General features: G+C 52.7%; 14 protein-coding genes. 5 read left to right on the forward strand and 9 right to left on the reverse strand.

Annotated elements, in window-relative coordinates:
- Nucleotides 1-46: 46 nt before the first annotated feature.
- Nucleotides 47-1,075 (forward strand): Mal regulon transcriptional regulator MalI, encoded by a 1,029-nt coding sequence (locus ACLJZ5_RS00920; protein WP_000951918.1) that lies wholly within the window; start codon nt 47-49, stop codon nt 1,073-1,075.
- Nucleotides 1,076-1,132: 57 nt separating this feature from the next.
- Here the strand turns inward: ACLJZ5_RS00920 and ACLJZ5_RS00925 are convergent, their stop codons facing one another.
- Both ACLJZ5_RS00925 and manA read right to left on the reverse strand, forming a co-directional pair.
- Complete coding sequence (locus ACLJZ5_RS00925) at nt 1,133-2,641, reverse strand: YdgA family protein (protein ID WP_024798053.1); 1,509 nt, start codon at nt 2,639-2,641, stop codon at nt 1,133-1,135.
- 102 nt (nt 2,642-2,743) lie between these two features.
- A complete protein-coding gene (gene manA / locus ACLJZ5_RS00930; protein ID WP_024798054.1) occupies nt 2,744-3,919 on the reverse strand; it encodes a mannose-6-phosphate isomerase in 1,176 nt (391 codons plus the stop codon).
- Nucleotides 3,920-4,118: 199 nt separating this feature from the next.
- Between manA and fumB the strand changes: the two genes are divergently transcribed.
- Together fumB and fumC are read left to right on the forward strand one after the other, a co-directional pair.
- Nucleotides 4,119-5,765 carry a class I fumarate hydratase gene (gene fumB, locus ACLJZ5_RS00935; RefSeq protein WP_000066609.1) on the forward strand — a complete coding sequence of 549 codons (1,647 nt, stop codon included), beginning with the start codon at nt 4,119-4,121 and terminating at the stop codon, nt 5,763-5,765.
- A 167-nt stretch (nt 5,766-5,932) separates the two neighbouring features.
- The gene (gene fumC, locus ACLJZ5_RS00940) at nt 5,933-7,336 is read left to right on the forward strand and encodes a class II fumarate hydratase (protein ID WP_024798055.1); all 1,404 of its coding nucleotides are present in this window, start codon (nt 5,933-5,935) and stop codon (nt 7,334-7,336) included.
- Here the strand turns inward: fumC and tus are convergent.
- The 5 genes from tus to rstA all read right to left on the reverse strand — a co-directional run bounded on the left by tus (nt 7,333) and on the right by rstA (nt 13,970).
- The gene (tus, locus tag ACLJZ5_RS00945) at nt 7,333-8,262 is read right to left on the reverse strand and encodes a DNA replication terminus site-binding protein (RefSeq protein WP_000092497.1); all 930 of its coding nucleotides are present in this window, start codon (nt 8,260-8,262) and stop codon (nt 7,333-7,335) included. The two genes, fumC and tus, sit on opposite strands and share 4 nt — an antisense overlap.
- Before the next feature lie 75 nt (nt 8,263-8,337).
- The gene (gene rstB / locus ACLJZ5_RS00950; protein ID WP_024798056.1) at nt 8,338-9,639 is read right to left on the reverse strand and encodes a two-component system sensor histidine kinase RstB; all 1,302 of its coding nucleotides are present in this window, start codon (nt 9,637-9,639) and stop codon (nt 8,338-8,340) included.
- Nucleotides 9,640-9,749: 110 nt separating this feature from the next.
- Nucleotides 9,750-11,456, reverse strand: coding sequence for an amidohydrolase (locus tag ACLJZ5_RS00955; protein WP_077914000.1), 1,707 nt, complete (start codon nt 11,454-11,456; stop codon nt 9,750-9,752).
- A gap of 152 nt (nt 11,457-11,608) precedes the next feature.
- Nucleotides 11,609-12,760, reverse strand: coding sequence for a porin OmpS2 (ompS2, locus tag ACLJZ5_RS00960; RefSeq protein ID WP_020839367.1), 1,152 nt, complete (start codon nt 12,758-12,760; stop codon nt 11,609-11,611).
- A 478-nt stretch (nt 12,761-13,238) separates the two neighbouring features.
- A complete protein-coding gene (gene rstA / locus ACLJZ5_RS00965) occupies nt 13,239-13,970 on the reverse strand; it encodes a two-component system response regulator RstA (RefSeq protein ID WP_001080048.1) in 732 nt (243 codons plus the stop codon).
- A 126-nt stretch (nt 13,971-14,096) separates the two neighbouring features.
- Here rstA and ACLJZ5_RS00970 point away from each other — a divergent pair, with 126 nt between their 5' ends.
- Nucleotides 14,097-14,432 (forward strand): GlpM family protein, encoded by a 336-nt coding sequence (locus ACLJZ5_RS00970; protein WP_000524877.1) that lies wholly within the window; start codon nt 14,097-14,099, stop codon nt 14,430-14,432.
- 61 nt (nt 14,433-14,493) lie between these two features.
- On the opposite strand, the gene ACLJZ5_RS00975 is transcribed toward ACLJZ5_RS00970, so the two are convergent.
- Together ACLJZ5_RS00975 and ydgH are read right to left on the reverse strand one after the other, a co-directional pair.
- The gene (locus ACLJZ5_RS00975; protein WP_000412353.1) at nt 14,494-15,876 is read right to left on the reverse strand and encodes an amino acid permease; all 1,383 of its coding nucleotides are present in this window, start codon (nt 15,874-15,876) and stop codon (nt 14,494-14,496) included.
- A 298-nt stretch (nt 15,877-16,174) separates the two neighbouring features.
- On the reverse strand, nt 16,175-17,119 hold the full coding sequence (gene ydgH, locus ACLJZ5_RS00980; protein WP_000769292.1) for a DUF1471 family protein YdgH: 945 nt from the start codon (nt 17,117-17,119) through the stop codon (nt 16,175-16,177).
- Between the two features lie 526 nt (nt 17,120-17,645).
- On the opposite strand from ydgH, the gene pntA reads away from it, so the two are divergent.
- Nucleotides 17,646-19,175: a Re/Si-specific NAD(P)(+) transhydrogenase subunit alpha gene (gene pntA, locus ACLJZ5_RS00985; protein WP_001219354.1), complete on the forward strand. Its 1,530-nt coding sequence runs from the start codon at nt 17,646-17,648 to the stop codon at nt 19,173-19,175.
- Nucleotides 19,176-19,183 lie beyond the last annotated feature (8 nt).

The raw sequence follows: 19,183 nt of genomic DNA on the forward strand, positions 1-19,183 counted from the left end.
ATAGGTAAAACGTTTTATCTGTCAGATTCTGGAGCGATTTGTTGACATGGCTATCGCCAAAAAAATCACTATCCACGATGTTGCGCTGGCGGCTGGCGTGTCGGTGAGCACCGTTTCCTTAGTGCTGAGCGGCAAGGGGCGAATATCGGCCGCGACCGGCGAGCGCGTGAACGCGGCAATTGAACAACTGGGTTTTGTGCGTAACCGCCAGGCGTCCGCGCTGCGTGGCGGGCAAAGCGGCGTTATCGGTTTGATCGTGCGTGATTTATCGGCACCCTTTTATGCCGAATTGACCGCCGGGTTAACGGAAGCGCTGGAAGCGCAAGGCCGTATGGTTTTTCTCCTGCACGGGGGGAAAGATGGCGAACAGCTAAATCAGCGTTTTACCATGTTGCTCAATCAGGGCGTGGATGGCATGGTGATCGCCGGTGCGGCGGGCAGTAGCGAAGCGCTGAGAGCGCAGGCCGACGCACAAGGAATTCCGGTCGTGTTTGCGTCACGCGCCAGCTATCTTGATGATGCGGATACCGTTCGGCCTGACAACATGCAGGCGGCGCAGCTCCTGACGGAGTACCTTATTCGTCAGGGCCATCAGCGCATCGCCTGGCTGGGAGGACAAAGCGCATCTTTAACCCGCGCGGAGCGCGTGGGCGGCTATTGCGCGACGTTGTTAAAATACGGTCTACCGTTTCACAGCGAGTGGGTCGTGGAATGCGCTTCCAGTCAGAAACAGGCAGCAGAAAGCATTACCGCGCTGTTGCGATACAATCCGACCATTAGCGCTGTCGTTTGTTACAACGAAACCATTGCGATGGGGGCGTGGTTTGGCCTACTGAGAGCCGGACGACAGAGTGGCGAGAGCGGTGTCGATCGTTATTTCGAGCAGCAGGTGTCGCTGGCGGCGTTTGCTGATGTGGCGGAGAACGCCCTCGACGACCTGCCGATTATCTGGGCCAGTACGCCGGCGCGAGAAATAGGCTATACCCTGGCCGAACGAATATTGCAGCGTATTGCTCACGACGAGCACCATGTGCGGAGTCAAACGATAGCCGCTCGCCTGGTAACGCAAAAGTAGAGGCTGCGCGTCGTTCGGCGCAGACCGGGTGCAGCGTCGCGACACCCGGCAAGGCGATTATTGTTGAGGCAGCGCCGGAACGTCCGGAACGGAAAGCGCCGGCATCCCAAACAGGCCGACAAAGTCTTCCAACGGCATTTTTTGTCCGTTGAGCGTGATCTGGCCATTGGCGTACTGCAAACTGGAGGCGATAGTATTATCCTTCAGCGTTGTCAGTCGGAACATCTGACCCATTGCGGACAGCCCCTGCACCTGCTGTTTTGCCAGTTTTTCCGCATCATCCTGCTGATAGCCTTCCAGCTTTGCTATCTGCGTCATAAACTCGACCGCCATGTCCATTGGAATTGCCAGTTTCGCATCCAGCGATTTCACGGAGCGGTCGACTTCCTGCGCCAGCGTTTGCGGTTGTGCCGTTGTGGTTGCCGGATCTTTGAGGAACAGCGACAGATTCAGCGTGGTTTCCCCTTTGGCGTTTTTCCAGCTAAGCGGCGCCAGGGTCAGTACCGGATCGCCTTTTAACAGCACGGGGAGAGCGCTAAAGAACGCTTCAGTGACTTTTTGCTGATAAAGCTCAGGATTCTGCGCCACGTCCGGCTGATTCAACAGCGCCTGCGTTTGCGCATGATATTGCTGACTAAACTGGTGCCAGGCTTCGCCGTCGATTTGACCGACTTTCAGCGTTAATTTACCGCTGCCTAAATCCTGATTCTGCACTTTCAGGCTGTTAAGCGAGTAATCCAACTGGCTGTTAATGGTTTTTCCGTCGTTGACGAGATCGGACTTGCCGGCAATTTCCATCCCTTCCAGCACCGCCATCTCTTTACCCTCAATGGCGATGGACAGTTTATCCAGCGTTAACTTTTGGTCGCCCACACGTTCGCCAAAGCTTGCCAGTTTACTGGTACCGTCGGTTTTCAAATTATTAAAGGTGAGTTGGACCTTCTGATTATATTCGTTAACGGCATCGACAAGGCCGCTCTGCGCTTCGCCTGACAGCGAAACCACATTACCGTCTTTATCGGCGTTAAGCTGGAATTCGCCGCCGCTAAAGGCGACCTTTTCACCGGCATTCTCGTAGTTTAACGGCTTGAGAGAGATATCGGAGCGGGTATCGCCGCCATAACCAATGCGGGTATTGATAACAAAGGGCGCGTCGCCTTTCGCAATATCAAAGAGGGGTTTTGCCGCATCGTTATTCACCAGGGTGGTTTTTACCGACGCCATAGAAGGGATCAGATTGAGCGTTTTGAGCTGGGCGAGCGGGAAGGGGCCATGTGAAACGGACTCGTCCAGCACAATGCTTTGCCCAGGCTTCAACCAGGTATTGTCTGCGCCGGCAACCGGTTTGACAACCAGTTGCAGATGGCTACTGAACACGCCACGCTGGTAGTTTTGATAACTTAATTCGACACCGGCCTCCGGCGCAGTACGCTTGAGCTGTTCATTGGCCTGAGTCACCATTTCTGAAAGATGGTTCTCCAGCTTTTTCCCCGTATACCAGGCGCCGCCTGTCCAGACGATGCCAAGTGCAATCACTACACCTGCAGCTACCAGTGTTTTTTTCATATCAATTGTCCATAAAAATGAAACCAGGCGGATTAAACCGCCTGGAGGAGTTTTACGTCTGTTATAAGCTTAGCAAGAGTTGTTAAAAAATTCAGTACGTTGCTACAGCTTGTTATAAACACGCGCTAAACGGCCTGTGCCGCTGGCGTTAACCGGAGACTCATCCGCGCCGATAAAGGCAGATTCACCCGGCTTCAGTACCAGACGCTGTTCATCTTTACGTAACACCGCCTCACCCTCAACGCAGAACAGAATCGCGGCGCTGTGTTGGCCGATGCTCGTCTCCTGAAGCGCCAGGTCGTGCAGTGAAAAAGCAAAATCGTCAACCGGAATTGGGAAGTCCAGCTCCGCGCCGCTTTTTACCGGGGCAGTCAGCAACTCGCTGGCAGGCTTAGGTTCGAACTTCACGTTCGCGACCAGCTCAGGGATGTCGATATATTTTGGCGTAAGGCCAGCGCGCAGAACGTTATCGGAGTTCGCCATGACTTCCAGCGCAATGCCCTGCAGATAAGCGTGAGGCGTTTCGGCAAACAGGAACATCGCTTCGCCGGGATTCAGTTTGACCACATTCAGCAACAAAGGAGAGAAAAGCCCGCTGTCGTCAGGATAATACTCTGAAATCACGCGGATCGTTTGCCACGGTTCGCCTTGCTGGCTGTTAAGCGCCGCTTTGAGTACGGCTAACGCGCGGGATTTTTCTTCGCCTTGCATATTCAACAGGCTGGCGAAAAGCTGGCTCAGACGTTCAGCGTTTGGCGCCTGCAAAAAGTGGGCGATAGCGGAATGCGCGCCGGCGACAGGTTGCAGTAAAGAGACAATGTCAGAAAATTCGCGGAACGCGTTCATCGCCAGGAAAGGCGTCAGGGCAAAAACCAGCTCTGGTTTATGGTTAGGATCTTTATAGTTCCGCTCTGCGGCATCCATGGGGATACCCGCCGCATTTTCTTTCGCGAAACCGATTTCGGAGTTGCGTTTATTCGGGTGTACCTGAATAGAGAGCGGCTGCGCGGCGCACAGTACTTTAAACAGAAACGGCAGTTCGCCGAAACGGTTGGCTACCGCTTCGCCCAGCATGGCGGTTTTATTCTTTTCGATGGCGTCACGCAGGGAGACGGTTTCGCCGTTGGCGGTGGTGATTCGCGAGCTGCTTTTGGGATGCGCGCCCATCCAGAGTTCAGCCATTGGCTGCTGCTGCGGATTGGCGATGCCATAAAGTTCCGTTAACGCAGTTTTACTTCCCCAGGCATAGTTTTGCACTGAGTTAATGAGTTTTTGCATTATCAAGCCCTGTTTCAATGTGGAGATTAATGGGAGGTATTAAACCAAGAAACCCGCATGAAGTAACCTCCGGGCGTAAAAAGTCGTACTTGTCTCAGTTTTTGTTAAAAAATTGTGTAGGATAGTGTTACTCGCTTTGAGTCGGGCAATGGAACACCTGCCCAGAGAATAACCATACCGAGCGGTAAGTGAGAGCACAATGTCAAACAAACCCTTCTTTTATCAAGACCCTTTTCCCCTCAAAAAGGACGATACCGAGTACTACTTGTTGACCAGCGAACATGTTTCCGTCGCCGAATTTGAAGGACAAGAGATCCTGAAAGTCGCGCCGGAAGCGCTCACGCTGTTGGCGCGTCAGGCCTTCCACGATGCGTCTTTTATGCTACGTCCCGCGCATCAGCAGCAGGTGGCGGATATTCTGCGCGATCCGCAGGCCAGTGAAAACGACAAATATGTCGCGCTGCAATTCCTGCGAAACTCCGATATCGCGGCCAAGGGCGTGTTGCCCACCTGCCAGGATACCGGTACGGCCATTATTGTCGGCAAAAAAGGCCAACGCGTCTGGACTGGCGGAGGTGATGAAGCGGCGCTGGCTCGCGGCGTATATAACACCTATATCGAAGATAACCTGCGCTATTCGCAAAACGCGGCGCTGGATATGTACAAAGAGGTCAATACCGGTACTAACCTGCCGGCGCAGATCGATCTCTACAGCGTCGATGGCGATGAATATAAATTCCTCTGTATCGCTAAAGGCGGCGGATCGGCGAATAAAACCTACCTCTATCAGGAGACAAAAGCGCTTCTGACGCCGGGTAAGCTCAAAAATTATCTCGTTGATAAGATGCGTACGCTGGGCACCGCCGCCTGTCCGCCGTATCACATTGCGTTTGTCATTGGCGGCACCTCGGCGGAAGCGAACCTGAAGACCGTTAAGCTGGCCTCGGCAAAATACTATGATGCGCTACCGACCGAAGGCAATGAACACGGGCAGGCCTTCCGCGATATTGAGCTGGAAAAAGAATTGTTGCTTGAGGCGCAAAATCTTGGCTTGGGCGCGCAGTTCGGCGGCAAATATTTCGCTCACGATATTCGTGTCATCCGATTGCCGCGCCACGGGGCATCGTGTCCGGTAGGTATGGGCGTGTCCTGCTCCGCGGATCGAAATATTAAAGCGAAGATCAACCGGGAAGGGATCTGGATCGAGAAGCTGGAGCGCAATCCAGGTAAATATATTCCTGAGGCGCTGCGCCAGGCGGGAGAGGGCGAGGCGGTGCGCGTTGATCTTAACCGTCCCATGAGCGAGATACTGCAACAACTGTCGCAGTATCCGGTATCAACGCGCCTGTCGCTGAACGGCACGATTATTGTGGGCCGCGACATCGCGCACGCTAAACTGAAAGAACGGATGGACAGAGGCGAAGGTTTGCCGCAGTACATCAAAGATCATCCTATCTATTATGCGGGGCCGGCAAAAACGCCGGAAGGGTACGCCTCCGGGTCGCTTGGGCCGACTACCGCAGGACGGATGGACTCTTATGTTGATCAGCTCCAGTCGCAGGGCGGCAGTATGATCATGCTGGCGAAAGGCAACCGCAGCCAGCAGGTGACCGATGCCTGTAAGAAACATGGCGGCTTCTACCTGGGCAGTATCGGCGGCCCGGCAGCCGTTCTGGCGCAGGGCAGTATCAAGCGCCTGGAGTGCGTGGAATATCCTGAACTGGGTATGGAGGCTATCTGGAAAATTGAAGTGGAGGATTTTCCGGCCTTTATTCTGGTGGATGATAAAGGTAACGATTTCTTCCAGCAGATTCAGTCATCGCAGTGCGCGCGCTGCGTTAAGTAATGTCGCCGCCCTGCGGGGCGGTAACATGATTCGCTATTTTGCCGGAGAACGGCGCAAGCGCCTTATCCGGTCTACACCGTTGTGTTGTTATCGTTAATACTCATAAGACCGCAAACATGTGAGCAATGTCGACACATGATCTCATCAACTTGAGTAAGGAGCAGGTAATGGTAACGGTACGCCGCGAGAAAGATTCAATGGGCGCGATTGAAGTCCCGGCAGATAAACTGTGGGGGGCGCAGACTCAACGTTCGCTGGAGCATTTTCGGATTTCCACGGAGAAAATGCCCGTCTCGCTCATTCACGCTCTGGCGTTGACCAAGCGCGCTGCTGCGAAGGTCAACCAGGACTTAGGGTTGTTGGCGGCGGAAAAAGCCAGCGCGATTATCCAGGCGGCTGATGAAGTGCTGGCGGGGAAACATACTGATGAGTTTCCGCTGGCGATTTGGCAAACCGGGTCCGGTACGCAAAGCAACATGAATATGAATGAGGTGTTAGCGAACCGCGCCAGTGAAATTTTGGGCGGCGTTCGCGGTATGGAACGCAAGGTGCATCCCAATGATGACGTCAATAAGAGTCAAAGCTCAAACGATGTGTTCCCAACCGCCATGCACGTGGCGGCGTTACTGGCGTTACGCGAACACCTCATCCCGCAATTATCTGCATTAACGGATACGCTTCGCGATAAATCCCACGCTTTCGCCGATATTGTCAAAATTGGCCGTACTCACCTGCAGGACGCGACGCCGCTCACCTTAGGCCAGGAGATTTCCGGTTGGGTAGCCATGCTGGAACATAACCTCAGGCACATTGAGCACAGTTTACCGCACGTCGCGGAACTGGCGCTCGGCGGAACCGCAGTAGGGACAGGGCTTAATACCCACCCGGAATATGCCCGGCGCGTGGCCGAGGAACTGGCGACGATTACCGCGGCGCCGTTTGTTACCGCCCCGAATAAATTCGAAGCGCTGGCGACCTGTGACGCGTTGGTACAGGCGCATGGCGCATTAAAAGGGCTGGCGGCCTCGCTGATGAAAATCGCCAACGATGTTCGCTGGCTGGCGTCCGGCCCGCGCTGTGGCATTGGCGAGATTGCTATCCCGGAGAATGAGCCAGGCAGTTCCATTATGCCTGGTAAAGTGAATCCGACCCAGTGTGAAGCGGTAACGATGCTATGTTGCCAGGTGATGGGTAACGATGTGGCCATCAATATGGGGGGCGCATCGGGCAACTTTGAGCTCAACGTCTATCGTCCGATGGTTATTCATAATTTTCTGCAAACGGTGCGCCTGCTGGCCGATGGCATGGCGAGTTTCAATCAACACTGTGCGTCAGGAATCGAGCCAAACCGCGAGCGTATTACGCAGTTGCTGAATGAGTCGCTGATGCTGGTCACTGCGCTCAATACGCACATCGGTTACGATAAAGCGGCGGAGATTGCGAAGAAGGCGCATAAAGAAGGGCTGACGCTCAAAGCCTCAGCCGTGGCATTAGGATACCTTAGCGACGAGGAGTTCGACGCCTGGGTACGTCCGGAGTTGATGGTTGGCAGTATGACGCCGGGACGTTAATCCGCCACATACAGGTGCAGTCGCGGAATAATCAGTCGCAGCGGCTGCGCCTGTGGTTTAAAACGGTGCTGAATATTATCGGCGTCATAGTTTTCCAGCCCGCCAATATCCGGCACGCCAGCGCCGTTGTCCGTGTTGATTAATGCGATAATCGGCGTGGGGCAGGCGTGTTGCACCTGTTTCTGCTGGCCTTTATACCAGATGCGGGCGATCGGCTGTACTTTAACCGGACGCTTAATCTTGAGTCGGGCCTGCTGCGGTAAGGCAGCGATATCCTGATATTCCCGTTCCAGCTTGAATTGCCATTGTTCGCGCGTCCACGGCGGGACGCTGCGCGGCGACGCGAGGCTTTTTTTCAACTGGCTCAGAACCTCATCCCGGCTTAAATTTTTAATAATATGTTTATTTGCCCAGCCGAAACGTATGGTAGCGGGGTTATTGATAAGCGTCAGCGTGCGGTAAGCGTTCAGCGTAATTAAGCCGGGTAGATGCCGATGCACCCACTCAAAACGTGCCGCTGAGGGAAGACCGGACTCTACCGTAACCATCTGCTCGAAGGTGGTTTTCAACTGGTTAATGCGCTGTACCTGATTTTCCAGATCTAACTGTGTCGCATTATCCACTTGATAGCATAAGACGCCAGGCAGGCGGACGGCGGCTTTACTGCTGCGGTTTTCGGACTGCTGTTGAATAAACAAATGGCGATAGTGACGTAGCGCCAGCGTTTCGGCCTCTTTCCCCAGATGTTGCGTTACCTCGATAGTATCCAGCGGCGCATGTTCCGCCTCTTTGGTCACCTGCGGCAGTGAAAAGACACGGGCGATAAGTAGCGAATGCTGCTGTAGATTATCCGTCAGCGCCGCCAGGTGTTGTTCTATCTGGCGAAAAGTGCCATTCAGGCGTTCAACGAGATCGTAGCGGGACATGGTATTACTCACTTTAGTTACAACATACTATATGTATAGCACAGTTCCCGCCGCTCAACCAGCGTGCAAAATACGTCAGGCAGCGGTCATGTCGGGCATCGCGTGCCAGACCGGCCAGTGAAAGCTAAATTTTGCGCCGCCCAGTTCGCTCTCGTCACAGACGACGTTACCGCCCATCGCCAGGGCGATAGAGTGTACGATGGCGAGTCCAAGCCCGCAGCCGCCTGTCGCCCGGTCTCTACTGGGGTCGAGTCTGACAAAAGGTTCAAATATGCGCTCTCGGGCATCCGCTTCAATGCCGGGGCCGTCATCTTCGACTATCAGCGTTGCCTGACTGCCGTCGAGTAACAGGCTGACCTGAACGGTGGTACGACTGTAGCGCAACGCATTATTCAGCAGGTTATCCAGCACTCGCGACATTAACCGCATATCAAGCGCGCCATAATCGCCGATTACACATGTGACAAGGTTTACGGCGCGTTCCGGGGTCACGCTCTGCACATCCTGCAAATGCGCGAGCAACCAGGCGGGGAGGTCGGGTTCGGTCAACATCAGTTCATTTTGCGGTCGGTCAAGGCGCGCATAGGTGAGCAGTTCTTCAATCAGCGCTTCCAGTTGACCAATATCGCGATTGAGCGCCTGTGATTCCGGCGGTGCCAGATTTTCACTCATTTCAAGCCGATAGCGTAAACGTACCAGCGGCGTGCGAAGTTCGTGGGCGATACCGTCAATCAGCTGTTTTTTACTGGCGATCAGAGCATTAATATTATCCGCCATCTGGTTGAACGCGACGCCCAGACGTTCGAAACTGGAGCCATTATCGAAGTGCAGGCGTTCAGTCAAATGACCCTCGCCAAAGCGCTGCGCGGCGGATTCGAGCCTGAGCATTTCTTGCCAGTGCGGGCGCATCCAGATAAACACAGGAAAGGCGAGAGAAAAGGCAATGAGCGCCATTAAGGCGATATCCAGCAGTCGCATTTGATGCAGGAAATAGAGATAGGGAACCGGGCCAACCGCCAGGACGTAATGGCTGCGCGGGATACGCTGAATAAAGGTGTATTGATCGTCAAGCGCGACAATATCGCCTTCACGCAGTCGCTGCGTGGTGGCGGCATCAAGCTTATAGTGATTTAACGGTTCAACGCGTAAATCGAAAGAGAGGTTCAGGTCCATCTCTTTTAACGTTTTCCCCCATTCACGCGGCGGAATTTCCCGCAGTTCGCTGCGCATCAGATAGAGCGAACTTTTCATCAGATCGTCGAGCGATTGCCTGCCCGCGCGTTCGGCAGTGAATTTGTACACCAGTCCGACCAATAAGGTCATGACCAGAAAACAGACGAACAGCAAAAGGTAAAACTGCACAAACAGCTTTTTCATCAACGCCCACCGGATCTTAATACATTAGCTCTATCGCGCGCTGACGAAAAAGATTTCCCGTCAGCGCCGCTGGTGGGTTATAAAAGCAGGCTTTGCGTCAACTGACAACCTCATTGTCCGGCGTTAAGGTCCGGACTTTCGTGAACAATGCGTCCATCGACAAGCGTCAAAACAGCGCGAATGGTATCAATTCTGTCTTCCGGCATCGTCATAAATGGCTGATTGAGTACCGCCAGATCGGCCTGTTTTCCGACGCTAAGCTGGCCCCGGTGTTGTTCGGCAAAGGCGAGCCAGGCGGCATGACGTGTATATAACGCTAGCGCTTCCAGACGCGTGAGCCGCTCGCTGGCGGGTTTACGCACGGAACCGCCTGACGCTATACCGGTGATATGATATTCGATAGCGTGCCAGACACCGGCAATGCCAATACGCGTCGAATCGGTGCCGCCAGCTACCACAAGTCCTTTATCCAGCGCCAGTCGAACCGGCGGCGAATTGTCCGTCGCGCCGGGTGGATTGGCGTCACGGATGGCAAGCCCCTCAAAGTAAGGCCCCATTTGCACAGTGTATGCCAGGCCCAGCTTACGCATTCGCTCAAGCGTCTGTGGCGAACCGGTATTCAGATGCGCAATAGACCAGCGGAGAGGACGCAGATCGTACTGCTGCGCTACCTGCTCAAAAATCGTCAATATCGCGTCGGCGCTGTCATCGGTATAGGCGTGGATCTCAAGCGGTATTCCCCGTTTTGCCGCAAACGTCGCGACCTGGCGAAGCGCGGTTTTATCCTGCTCTGAGGAAGAAAATCCTGGGGCCATCCGCACGCCGTCATTCATTCCGGCCACCAGGCTTTCCCCCAGGCCAAGAAAAGCCAGTTGCCCGTCATCGGCACGCGCCGGGCGAAAGGCCATCAGGTTGCTGAACCACTGCGCTTCATGACCTTTCGCTTCCGGCTGTACCGGAATGCGATACCCCACGCGCAGCGGTAAATCCCCTTGGTTTCGCATTGCAAATAAAGGCTCATAAGCGGCGGCAGGCCCGGCAGAGGGGTCAATGATGCCGGTCACGCCGCGAGCGTTCATATCAGCGAAAAATTGTCGCAGACCGCCCTCGCGATCGGCGTTACTACTTATGCTGGCAAAAAGCTGGTTAAACGCGGCGATGTCACCAAATAATTTCCCCGTGGCGCTACCTTTTGTGTCGCGCTCTACGCGGATTCCCGCTAAATCAGGAGGAGGGGTGTCGTTAAGGCCAAGTACGTCTATACCGCGCTGATTCACTAACGCATAGTCGTAAAGATACTGAATATAAGCCGGATGATTGGGAAGGGCGTGGCTCAATTCGGCTACCGTCGGCGCCCGGTTTTCTGCAAATTGTGCCGGTATCCACGATCCCACTACGGCTACCCATTGATCGTGGGGACGACGGTTAGCGTCGGCGCGTAATTTATCCAGCGCGTCTTTAAGCGAAGGGCTGTCGTACCAGTAGGTTTCGAATGTCCAGGTTTGTCCGCCGCGAATGGCGTGGATGTGGGTATCGGTCAGGCCGGGTATCACGGTTTTACCCTGTAAATCGATGGTACGGGTATGGTCGCCGCGCCATTCATTTGTCGCCGTATCATCGCCAATCGCCACAATCCGCGAGCCGGAAATCGCCAGCGCCCTGGCCTGCGGCTGGGCATCATTCAGAGTGATGATATTACCGTTATGCAAAATAATATCCGCTGCCGGGCGGGCGGCGGTGGCTGCGCCTGTGGCCGTGAGCAGAAAGAGAAGCGCGGTTCTGGAAATCAGAGACGGGACGAGACTGATCATTAGCATGTTCCTTTTGTCGGGCGATAAGCAAACCATAGAGAGCGAACAAGAATTGTTCAATCTGTGCCCAGGGAACAGTGCGTTCTGTTTTTAGAACGGTGGTGATAGAAAAAGAAAAGCCCGCCGAAACGGCGGGCTTGAGAAGAATTAATGAATAATTAGAACTGGTAAACCATACCCAGCGCGACGATATCATCAGTGCTGATACCGGCATCTTTATAGAACTGGTCGTCATCATCCAGCAGGTTGATTTTATAATCAACATAGGTGGAGAAGTTTTTGTTGAAATAGTAGGTAGCACCTACATCAGCATATTTAACCAGGTCTTTATCATCGCCATTAACGTTGTTATAGGTTAGATCTTTACCTTTAGACATCAGGAAAGAAACCGCCGGGCGCAGACCGAAATCAAATTGATATTGGGCTGTAACTTCGAAGTTTTGCGTTTTGTTTGCTACGCCGCCAGCATAACCCGCGTCCGTTTTACCATAAGGCGTCATATTACGGGTTTCAGAATACATAGTCGCTAAATAGATGTTGTTGGCATCATATTTCAAACCAGCTGTCCAGGCATCCGCTTTGTCGCCGCCAGCAATAGTGCCGCCTGCATTGACTTGCTCATTAGTACGATCGGAAGTGGTATACGCAGCGCCTGCGCTGAAGCCCATGCCAATATCATAGGTAGTAGAAATACCGAAGCCATCACCGTTATCGTAACGAATATCGTCGCCATCATTACGGTTATTGGTACCGATATTTACATCGTCAGCGCTTTGGCTTTCATTTTTACCCTGATATTGCAACGCGAAGTTCAGACCGTCTACCAGACCGAAGAAATCAGTGTTACGGTAGGTGGCCACGCCGTTAGCACGACCGGTCATGTAGTTGTCAGCGTAAGTGTAGGAGTCGCCGCCGAACTCAGGCAGCATATCGGTCCAGCCTTCTACGTCGTACAGGACGCCGTAGTTACGACCATAGTCGAATGAGCCGTAGTCGCCGAATTTCAGGCCGGCGAATGCCAGACGAGTCCAGGAATTAGCGCCTTCGCCTTCGGTAGTGTTAGCCTGAACGTTATATTCCCACTGGCCGTAACCGGTCAGTTGGTCGTTAATCTGTGTTTCGCCTTTAAAGCCGACACGCATATAGGTCTGATCGCCATCTTTAGAAGAGTCATCAGAGAAATAGTGCAGGCCGTCTACTTTCCCGTAAAGGTCCAGTTTGTTGCCGTCTTTGTTATAAATTTCAGCGGCGTGTGCTGCGCCAGCAGCCAGCAGAGCCGGGATGACAAGTGCCAATACTTTTCTTTTCATTTTTTATCCTTAAAAACTTAACTTATTTGCAAAAGATTGAACTTCTACAGATTCGTTGAATCAAAGGCATCCTAATCTGAATAATATTATTTCAGCAAATGCTAACTTTTCTTATATGTTATTAATTAATACAAAAGTTACTGTCGGAAACGCATATATTTATGGTGAATATATTTTTTGTTATATATTCATGATTATGATTTGTTTGATTTCACAATTTGCGAAAAAAGACGGCAATATAGCGGCGGGCAGACATTCTGTTATCAATTTTGTGAACTGGCTTCGAGTTTTTTTAATTTAATTTTCTTGAGCGAAAAAGACGTAATGATGAACCACAACGCAGAGAAAACGGTAATAAAGGGGCTGTTCCGACTAATAAAAATAGCATCCATGTATACAATGTCTGTTTTTTGAACAGTGGCGGTGATGAGCATCGCCACTATGACTTGATAAAGGCAGGTAAAATCTGTCGGCTAACTTATCCCGTCGTTTCGTCCCAGGCATGAGGGGCAAAAAGATAGCCTTTATTGCGAATGGTCTTTATACGATAGGGCTCAGCAGCGCTATCCAGCAGTTTCTTACGCAGGCGGGAAATCGCCACATCCACGCTGCGATCCAGACCATCATAATTGACGCCGCGCAGCGTTTTTAGCAACGCGTCGCGATCCATAATTTGTCCGGCGTGTGTCGCCAGTTCCCAGAGCAATTCAAAATCGGCGGTGGAGAGCGATATGAAATCGCCGTTGAGCTGGACCGCCCGGTTTAGGGGATCGATGGTTAACGCGCCAAAACGCAGCGCTTTATGCGGCGTAAGCGCGCTCTCCTGAAGACTTTTTGCCTGTTGCGTTTGTTCGCTTTGCCGCAGGTGTAAGCGCAGACGCGCCAGCAAAACGGCCGGAGGCGTGGTTTTGAGGATGTAGTCGCAGGCGCCCATCTCCAGCGCCAGAATATGATTCATATCACTGTCCAGCGAGGTGAGCAGGACAATCGGGCCTTGCCAGCGGTGGCGTAAATCGCGGCATATCGTCATGCCATCTTTACCTGGAAGCATAATATCCAGTAAAACCAGATCGGGCTGAGTGGTGAGGATAAGATCCTCCGCCCGGTCACCACGCGGCTCAACAATGACATCAATATCATGTTTCGCCAGATAAGCGGCAATGAGAGAACCCACTTCAGCGTCGTCTTCAACAAATACAATGCGGTTCATATTATAAATGGAGAATAGAAAACGCCAACATACACCGCCTCTGTTTTCCCTTCCATAAATCTTTTCTAAACGAGAGCGGTTCCGTTATGCTACACGCTGTTGTTATTAGCATGTTAAGGCAAGGTAATGGGACTCGTGATTAAAGCTGCCCTGGGGGCGCTGGTCGTCGTATTGATTGGTCTGCTGTCAAAAACGAAAAATTATTATATCGCCGGATTAATTCCTTTGTTTCCAACGTTTGCGCTTATCGCGCACTATATTGTGGCCAGCGAGCGGGGCATCGACGCGATGCGTACCACCATCGTCTTTAGCATGTGGTCGATCATTCCTTATTTCATTTATCTTGCAACGCTATGGTATTTCAGCGGCGTGATGCGCCTGCCCGTCGCGCTTGGCGGTGCGGTGGTCTGCTGGGGGCTAAGCGCGTGGCTGCTGATTTTTTGCTGGATTAAATGGCATTAATATTGGCAAAGACCGTGGTTTCCCCATCGTAATACAGACGGATATTACGATGGGGAGGTTGTTAACCCACCAGCATCCACGTAGCCGGAACCGCCGCGACCAGCAATAAACCAATCAGCACGACTTCCTGACGATTTAATACATTGTCATGCTTGTGCGTCCGACGCGCATACAGGAAAACCAGTAATCCAGGCGCGTACAGTACGACGGACAGCAGCAGGTGCATAGGGCCCGACGCATATAATAACCATAAGCCATAAATACAGGCTCCGATACCGACCGCCCGATGGAGGGGACGCGTTGCAATCTTCAGCAGAAATGCGCCGACCAGAAAGTAGGGCACCAGAATCATTTCTGACGCAATCGTCAATAGCGTGTTGTAGTCTGAACCGGTAAGCCAGATCAGTACCAGACAGATTTGCACACAGATATTGGTGAGCCATAACGACGCAGAAGGCGCGCCTTGCGCATTTTGTCGCGCGAAGATGCCCGGGAAGGATTTATAGGCTGCCGCCAGAAACGGCACCTCCGCCGCCATGATAGTCCAGCTTAGATAAGCCCCGCAGACAGACACAATCAGTCCCGCCGCAATAATAATTTCTCCCCACGGCCCCATCATTTTTACCATCAGTCCGGCCATCGACGGGTTGCGCATCTCCGCCAGTTCCGGACGCGCAAGAACGCCAAGAGAAAGCAGAGTGACCAGGAGATATATTCCCAGCGCTGCGAGTACCGCCAGTAGCGTGGCGCGGCCTACATCGCGTTTATTTTTCGCTCGGGCCGAGACGACGACGGCGCCTTCAACGCCAATAAACACCCACAGCGTAATAAGCATGGTGTTCTTGACCTGTTCCCATACGGGAATACCGAGTTCAACACCGGTGAAGTCCAGTGTGAAGGTATCCAGTTTGAACATCATGATAGCCAGCACAATAAACGCGCCGAGCGGCAACAGTTTCGCCAGAGTCGCGACCAGATTGATGCTGGCTGCCGTTTGTACGCCGCGCAGGATGAGGAAATGGACAATCCAGAGCAGGACTGAAGCGCCAACAATAGCCTGCCAGGTATTACCGTCGCCAAACAGACGCAGCGCAGGCGTATCGGTAAAGAAACTCAGCGCTGAAAAAACGATAACCAAATAGGATACGTTGGCGATGACCGCGCACAGCCAATAGCCCCAGGCAGAACAAAAGCCAATCAGTTCGCCGAAGCCTTCGCGGGCGTAAGTAAAGATACCGCCGTCAAGCTCGGAGCGAATGCGCGTGAGGATTAACATGGCGAATGCCAGTAAGAGTATCCCCACGCCGGTAATGGCCCAGCCAATTAACAACGCAGCCGGACTGGCAACGGCGGCCATATTCTGGGGCAGACTGAAAACACCTGCGCCAAGCATTGAGCTTAAAACCAGCGCGGTCAGCGCGCTCAGTCCCAGTTTTTTTTCCATTGGTATCCAGCTATAAAAATGAAATTGGAAGAATAATTATTATGGCAAAACGCATAAAAATGGTGAAAGCCACTAAGGCGCGGGATTTTACGGAGAGAAGGGACCGCATGCAACGGCCTGGATAAGATTTATCGCCAAAAAAGCGAAAAGTGAGATTCATCGCGATATTTGACGGAACGGGCATCCCGCGAGAAAGTGCCGGATGGTGGATTATCAGGCCTGCCGTTGAACGATCGTGTAGGCCTGATAAGGCAGGTATGCCGCCATCCGGCGAGAAAGCCTGATGGCGACGCGCGCCTTATTTATAGAGGTCGGCGCTGATGGTGATGTTATTGCCGCGCTCCTGCCACTGACGCGTAATATGATAATACTTAGCGCCTTTCTTCGCCGCGCGTTTGGCGACCTGGTAGGAGATTTCTGTCATATTGCCGTAGTTGCCGGTGAACTTAACGCTGTCGAAAGGCACCATCATCGCAGCCGTCGCTTTATTCAGCTCCTCAACTTTTGTGCCATCCGGAAGTGTGACAGTGTAACGCCCACCTTTGGTGGATTGCGTTTCGAAGAAACGGCCTACTTCGGCGCTCGGCGAGGCTGACGTAGCGACGCCTGGAATTTCGACTTTCTTCGCAGCTTCGCCGCCCTGAGCCAGCGCGGCGCGGCCAGCTTCAGAGTCTGCCGGAATAGCGTCCGGGCTCTGGACGATGCGTTTTTTCGCATCTTGTTTATAGATAAATGCAGTGATGCGCTGGTTTCCGCCCTGATTCGCATCCACCTGACGAACAATATAGAAAGCGTATGCGTCTTTCTGTTTCGCCGCTTTCGTAATGGCATCGTTAACTTCCGGCTGGCTACGGTAGAAGCCCTGAACGGTGACGGTGTCATACGGTTCTAATTGTACGGCCTGGTCTTTCGGTAATTCCACGATGCCATTAATGACACGATTTTTGGGCGCGTCGGCTTTCGGCGCGTCGGCTTTATACACGTCCGCCACAACACGCCAGTTACCACTGTTGCCGAACTCCGAGGTGTCGACAACATAGAAGGAGGCTGCGCCTTCTTTATCTGCGCGGCGGGACACGGCGGAGACCGCATCGCCAATAGCATTAAAACGACCGGTAATAACGATGCGGTCATAAGGTTTTAGTGCAGCCGCTTGCTCCGGCGTCAGTTCTGTTGCTGCATGGACAGAAAAAGCAGCCGCAGAAAGCAGTGCCGACGCCAGGAGAGTGTTCTTAAGCTTCATAAAAATAATCCTTCGCCTTGCGCAAACCAGGTACTGGTATTGTTATTGACTAGAAACGTGGCTGATTATTGCATTTAAACCATATGGATGTCTGCGGGATTTTTCACGCATCGTGTCATGTATCCTATCTTTGATGATAACATTTACCGATATGTCGAAAAAAACGGCGTCCGGGCGGCTAAGCTCATGAAGCGCATGAATTTAATAAGTTAATTTAATGTTAATTTCTTGATATCGACAGTGGTTTAATGATGTTTTACTGTCAAATTTGAGCGAATTATCAGCCCTCGCAGGCCATTTTCAAGGCATTATGGCTGCTTAGCGGCTGAATCGTTCATGTTTTGCAAATTTGATAAAAAATTATGTTTTTTGGCGCTAGATCACAGGCGTTATTTTCAGTAGGTTATAGAGAGTTTGTAACGGTTTTATTCTGCTGGGGTAACATTTACCTCAAACGCGGGCAGGCGTACGCTTCTCGCGCTTACTGACAAACCATCATCAAAAATACCGATGGAAGGGAACATTTATGCGAATTGGCATACCAAAAGAGCGGTTACCCAATGAAACCCGTGTCGCTGCGACGCCGAAAACGGTAGAGCAGCTACTGAAGCTGGGGTTTAGCGTCGCTATCGAAAGCGGGGCGGGTCAACTGGCAAGTTTTGACGACAAAGCGTTTGCGCAGGCTGGCGCGGATATTGTAGACGGCAATGCTATCTGGCAGTCGGAAATTATTCTCAAGGTTAATGCGCCTGAAGAAGATGAAATCGCTTTACTGAACCCCGGGACTACGCTGGTCAGTTTTATATGGCCTGCGCAAAATCCTGGGTTAATGGAGAAACTTGCCGAACGTAAGGTCACGGTGATGGCGATGGACTCCGTGCCGCGTATTTCCCGCGCGCAGTCGCTCGACGCGTTAAGCTCAATGGCGAATATCGCGGGTTATCGCGCCATTGTAGAGGCCGCGCATGAATTTGGGCGCTTCTTTACCGGGCAAATCACCGCCGCCGGGAAAGTGCCGCCGGCGAAGGTGATGGTGATTGGCGCGGGTGTAGCCGGTCTTGCGGCTATCGGCGCGGCAAACAGCCTGGGGGCGATTGTCCGCGCGTTTGACACTCGTCCTGAAGTCAAAGAGCAGGTCCAGAGTATGGGGGCTGAGTTCCTCGAACTGGATTTTAAAGAGGAAGCCGGTAGCGGCGATGGTTACGCCAAAGTCATGTCCGAGGCGTTTATCAAAGCGGAAATGGCGCTCTTTGCCGCCCAGGCCAAAGAGGTCGATATCATCGTTACCACCGCGTTGATTCCGGGCAAACCTGCGCCGAAGCTGATTACCCGCGATATGGTCGATTCTATGAAGGCCGGCAGCGTGATTGTCGACCTGGCCGCGCAGAATGGCGGTAACTGCGAATATACCGTCGCCAATCAGGTTGTGACGACGGACAATGGCGTGAAAGTGATTGGCTACACCGATCTACCGGGGCGTTTGCCGACGCAGTCATCCCAGCTTTATGGCACCAACCTGGTTAACCTGCTGAAGCTGCTGTGCAAAGAGAAAGACGGCAATATTGACGTGGATTTTGACGATGTCGTGATCCGTGGCGTGACGGTGATTCGCGACGGCGACATTACCTGGCCTGCGCCGCCAATCCAGGTTTCCGCGCAGCCACAGGCCGCGCCTAAAGCAGCACCTGCGCCAAAAGAGCCGGAAAAGCCCGCTTCACCCTGGCGGAAGTATGCGTTAATGGCGCTGGCGATCATTCTTTTTGGCTGGCTGGCCGATGTCGCGCCAAAAGAGTTCCTCGGCCATTTTACCGTGTTTGCGCTCGCCTGCGTGGTTGGTTATTACGTGGTGTGGAACGTGTCTCATGCGCTTCATACGCCATTAATGTCGGTGACCAACGCAATTTCAGGGATTATTGTTGTCGGGGCATTATTGCAAATTGGTCAGGGCGGCTGGGTCAGCTTCCTGAGCTTTATCGCGGTGCTTATCGCCAGCATTAATATTTTCGGTGGCTTCACCGTGACTCAGCGTATGCTGAAAATGTTCCGGAAAAACTAAGGGGTAAC

This window comes from Salmonella sp. 5800 (genome assembly GCF_046558195.1).
Taxonomy (GTDB): Bacteria; Pseudomonadota; Gammaproteobacteria; order Enterobacterales; family Enterobacteriaceae; genus Salmonella; species Salmonella enterica.

Excerpts from the sequence above, each read along its gene's own strand:
- ACLJZ5_RS00920 (WP_000951918.1), top strand. The coding sequence starts at position 47 with ATGGCTATCGCCAAAAAAATCACTATCCACGATGTTGCGCTGGCGGCT.
- rstA (WP_001080048.1), bottom strand. The coding sequence starts at position 13,970 with ATGAACCGCATTGTATTTGTTGAAGACGACGCTGAAGTGGGTTCTCTC.
- rstB (WP_024798056.1), bottom strand. The coding sequence starts at position 9,639 with ATGAAAAAGCTGTTTGTGCAGTTTTACCTTTTGCTGTTCGTCTGTTTT.
- ACLJZ5_RS00925 (WP_024798053.1), bottom strand. The coding sequence starts at position 2,641 with ATGAAAAAAACACTGGTAGCTGCAGGTGTAGTGATTGCACTTGGCATC.
- fumB (WP_000066609.1), top strand. The coding sequence starts at position 4,119 with ATGTCAAACAAACCCTTCTTTTATCAAGACCCTTTTCCCCTCAAAAAG.
- pntA (WP_001219354.1), top strand. The coding sequence starts at position 17,646 with ATGCGAATTGGCATACCAAAAGAGCGGTTACCCAATGAAACCCGTGTC.
- ACLJZ5_RS00975 (WP_000412353.1), bottom strand. The coding sequence starts at position 15,876 with ATGGAAAAAAAACTGGGACTGAGCGCGCTGACCGCGCTGGTTTTAAGC.
- ACLJZ5_RS00955 (WP_077914000.1), bottom strand. The coding sequence starts at position 11,456 with ATGCTAATGATCAGTCTCGTCCCGTCTCTGATTTCCAGAACCGCGCTT.
- ompS2 (WP_020839367.1), bottom strand. The coding sequence starts at position 12,760 with ATGAAAAGAAAAGTATTGGCACTTGTCATCCCGGCTCTGCTGGCTGCT.
- fumC (WP_024798055.1), top strand. The coding sequence starts at position 5,933 with ATGGTAACGGTACGCCGCGAGAAAGATTCAATGGGCGCGATTGAAGTC.
- tus (WP_000092497.1), bottom strand. The coding sequence starts at position 8,262 with ATGTCCCGCTACGATCTCGTTGAACGCCTGAATGGCACTTTTCGCCAG.
- ydgH (WP_000769292.1), bottom strand. The coding sequence starts at position 17,119 with ATGAAGCTTAAGAACACTCTCCTGGCGTCGGCACTGCTTTCTGCGGCT.
- manA (WP_024798054.1), bottom strand. The coding sequence starts at position 3,919 with ATGCAAAAACTCATTAACTCAGTGCAAAACTATGCCTGGGGAAGTAAA.
- ACLJZ5_RS00970 (WP_000524877.1), top strand. The coding sequence starts at position 14,097 with ATGGGACTCGTGATTAAAGCTGCCCTGGGGGCGCTGGTCGTCGTATTG.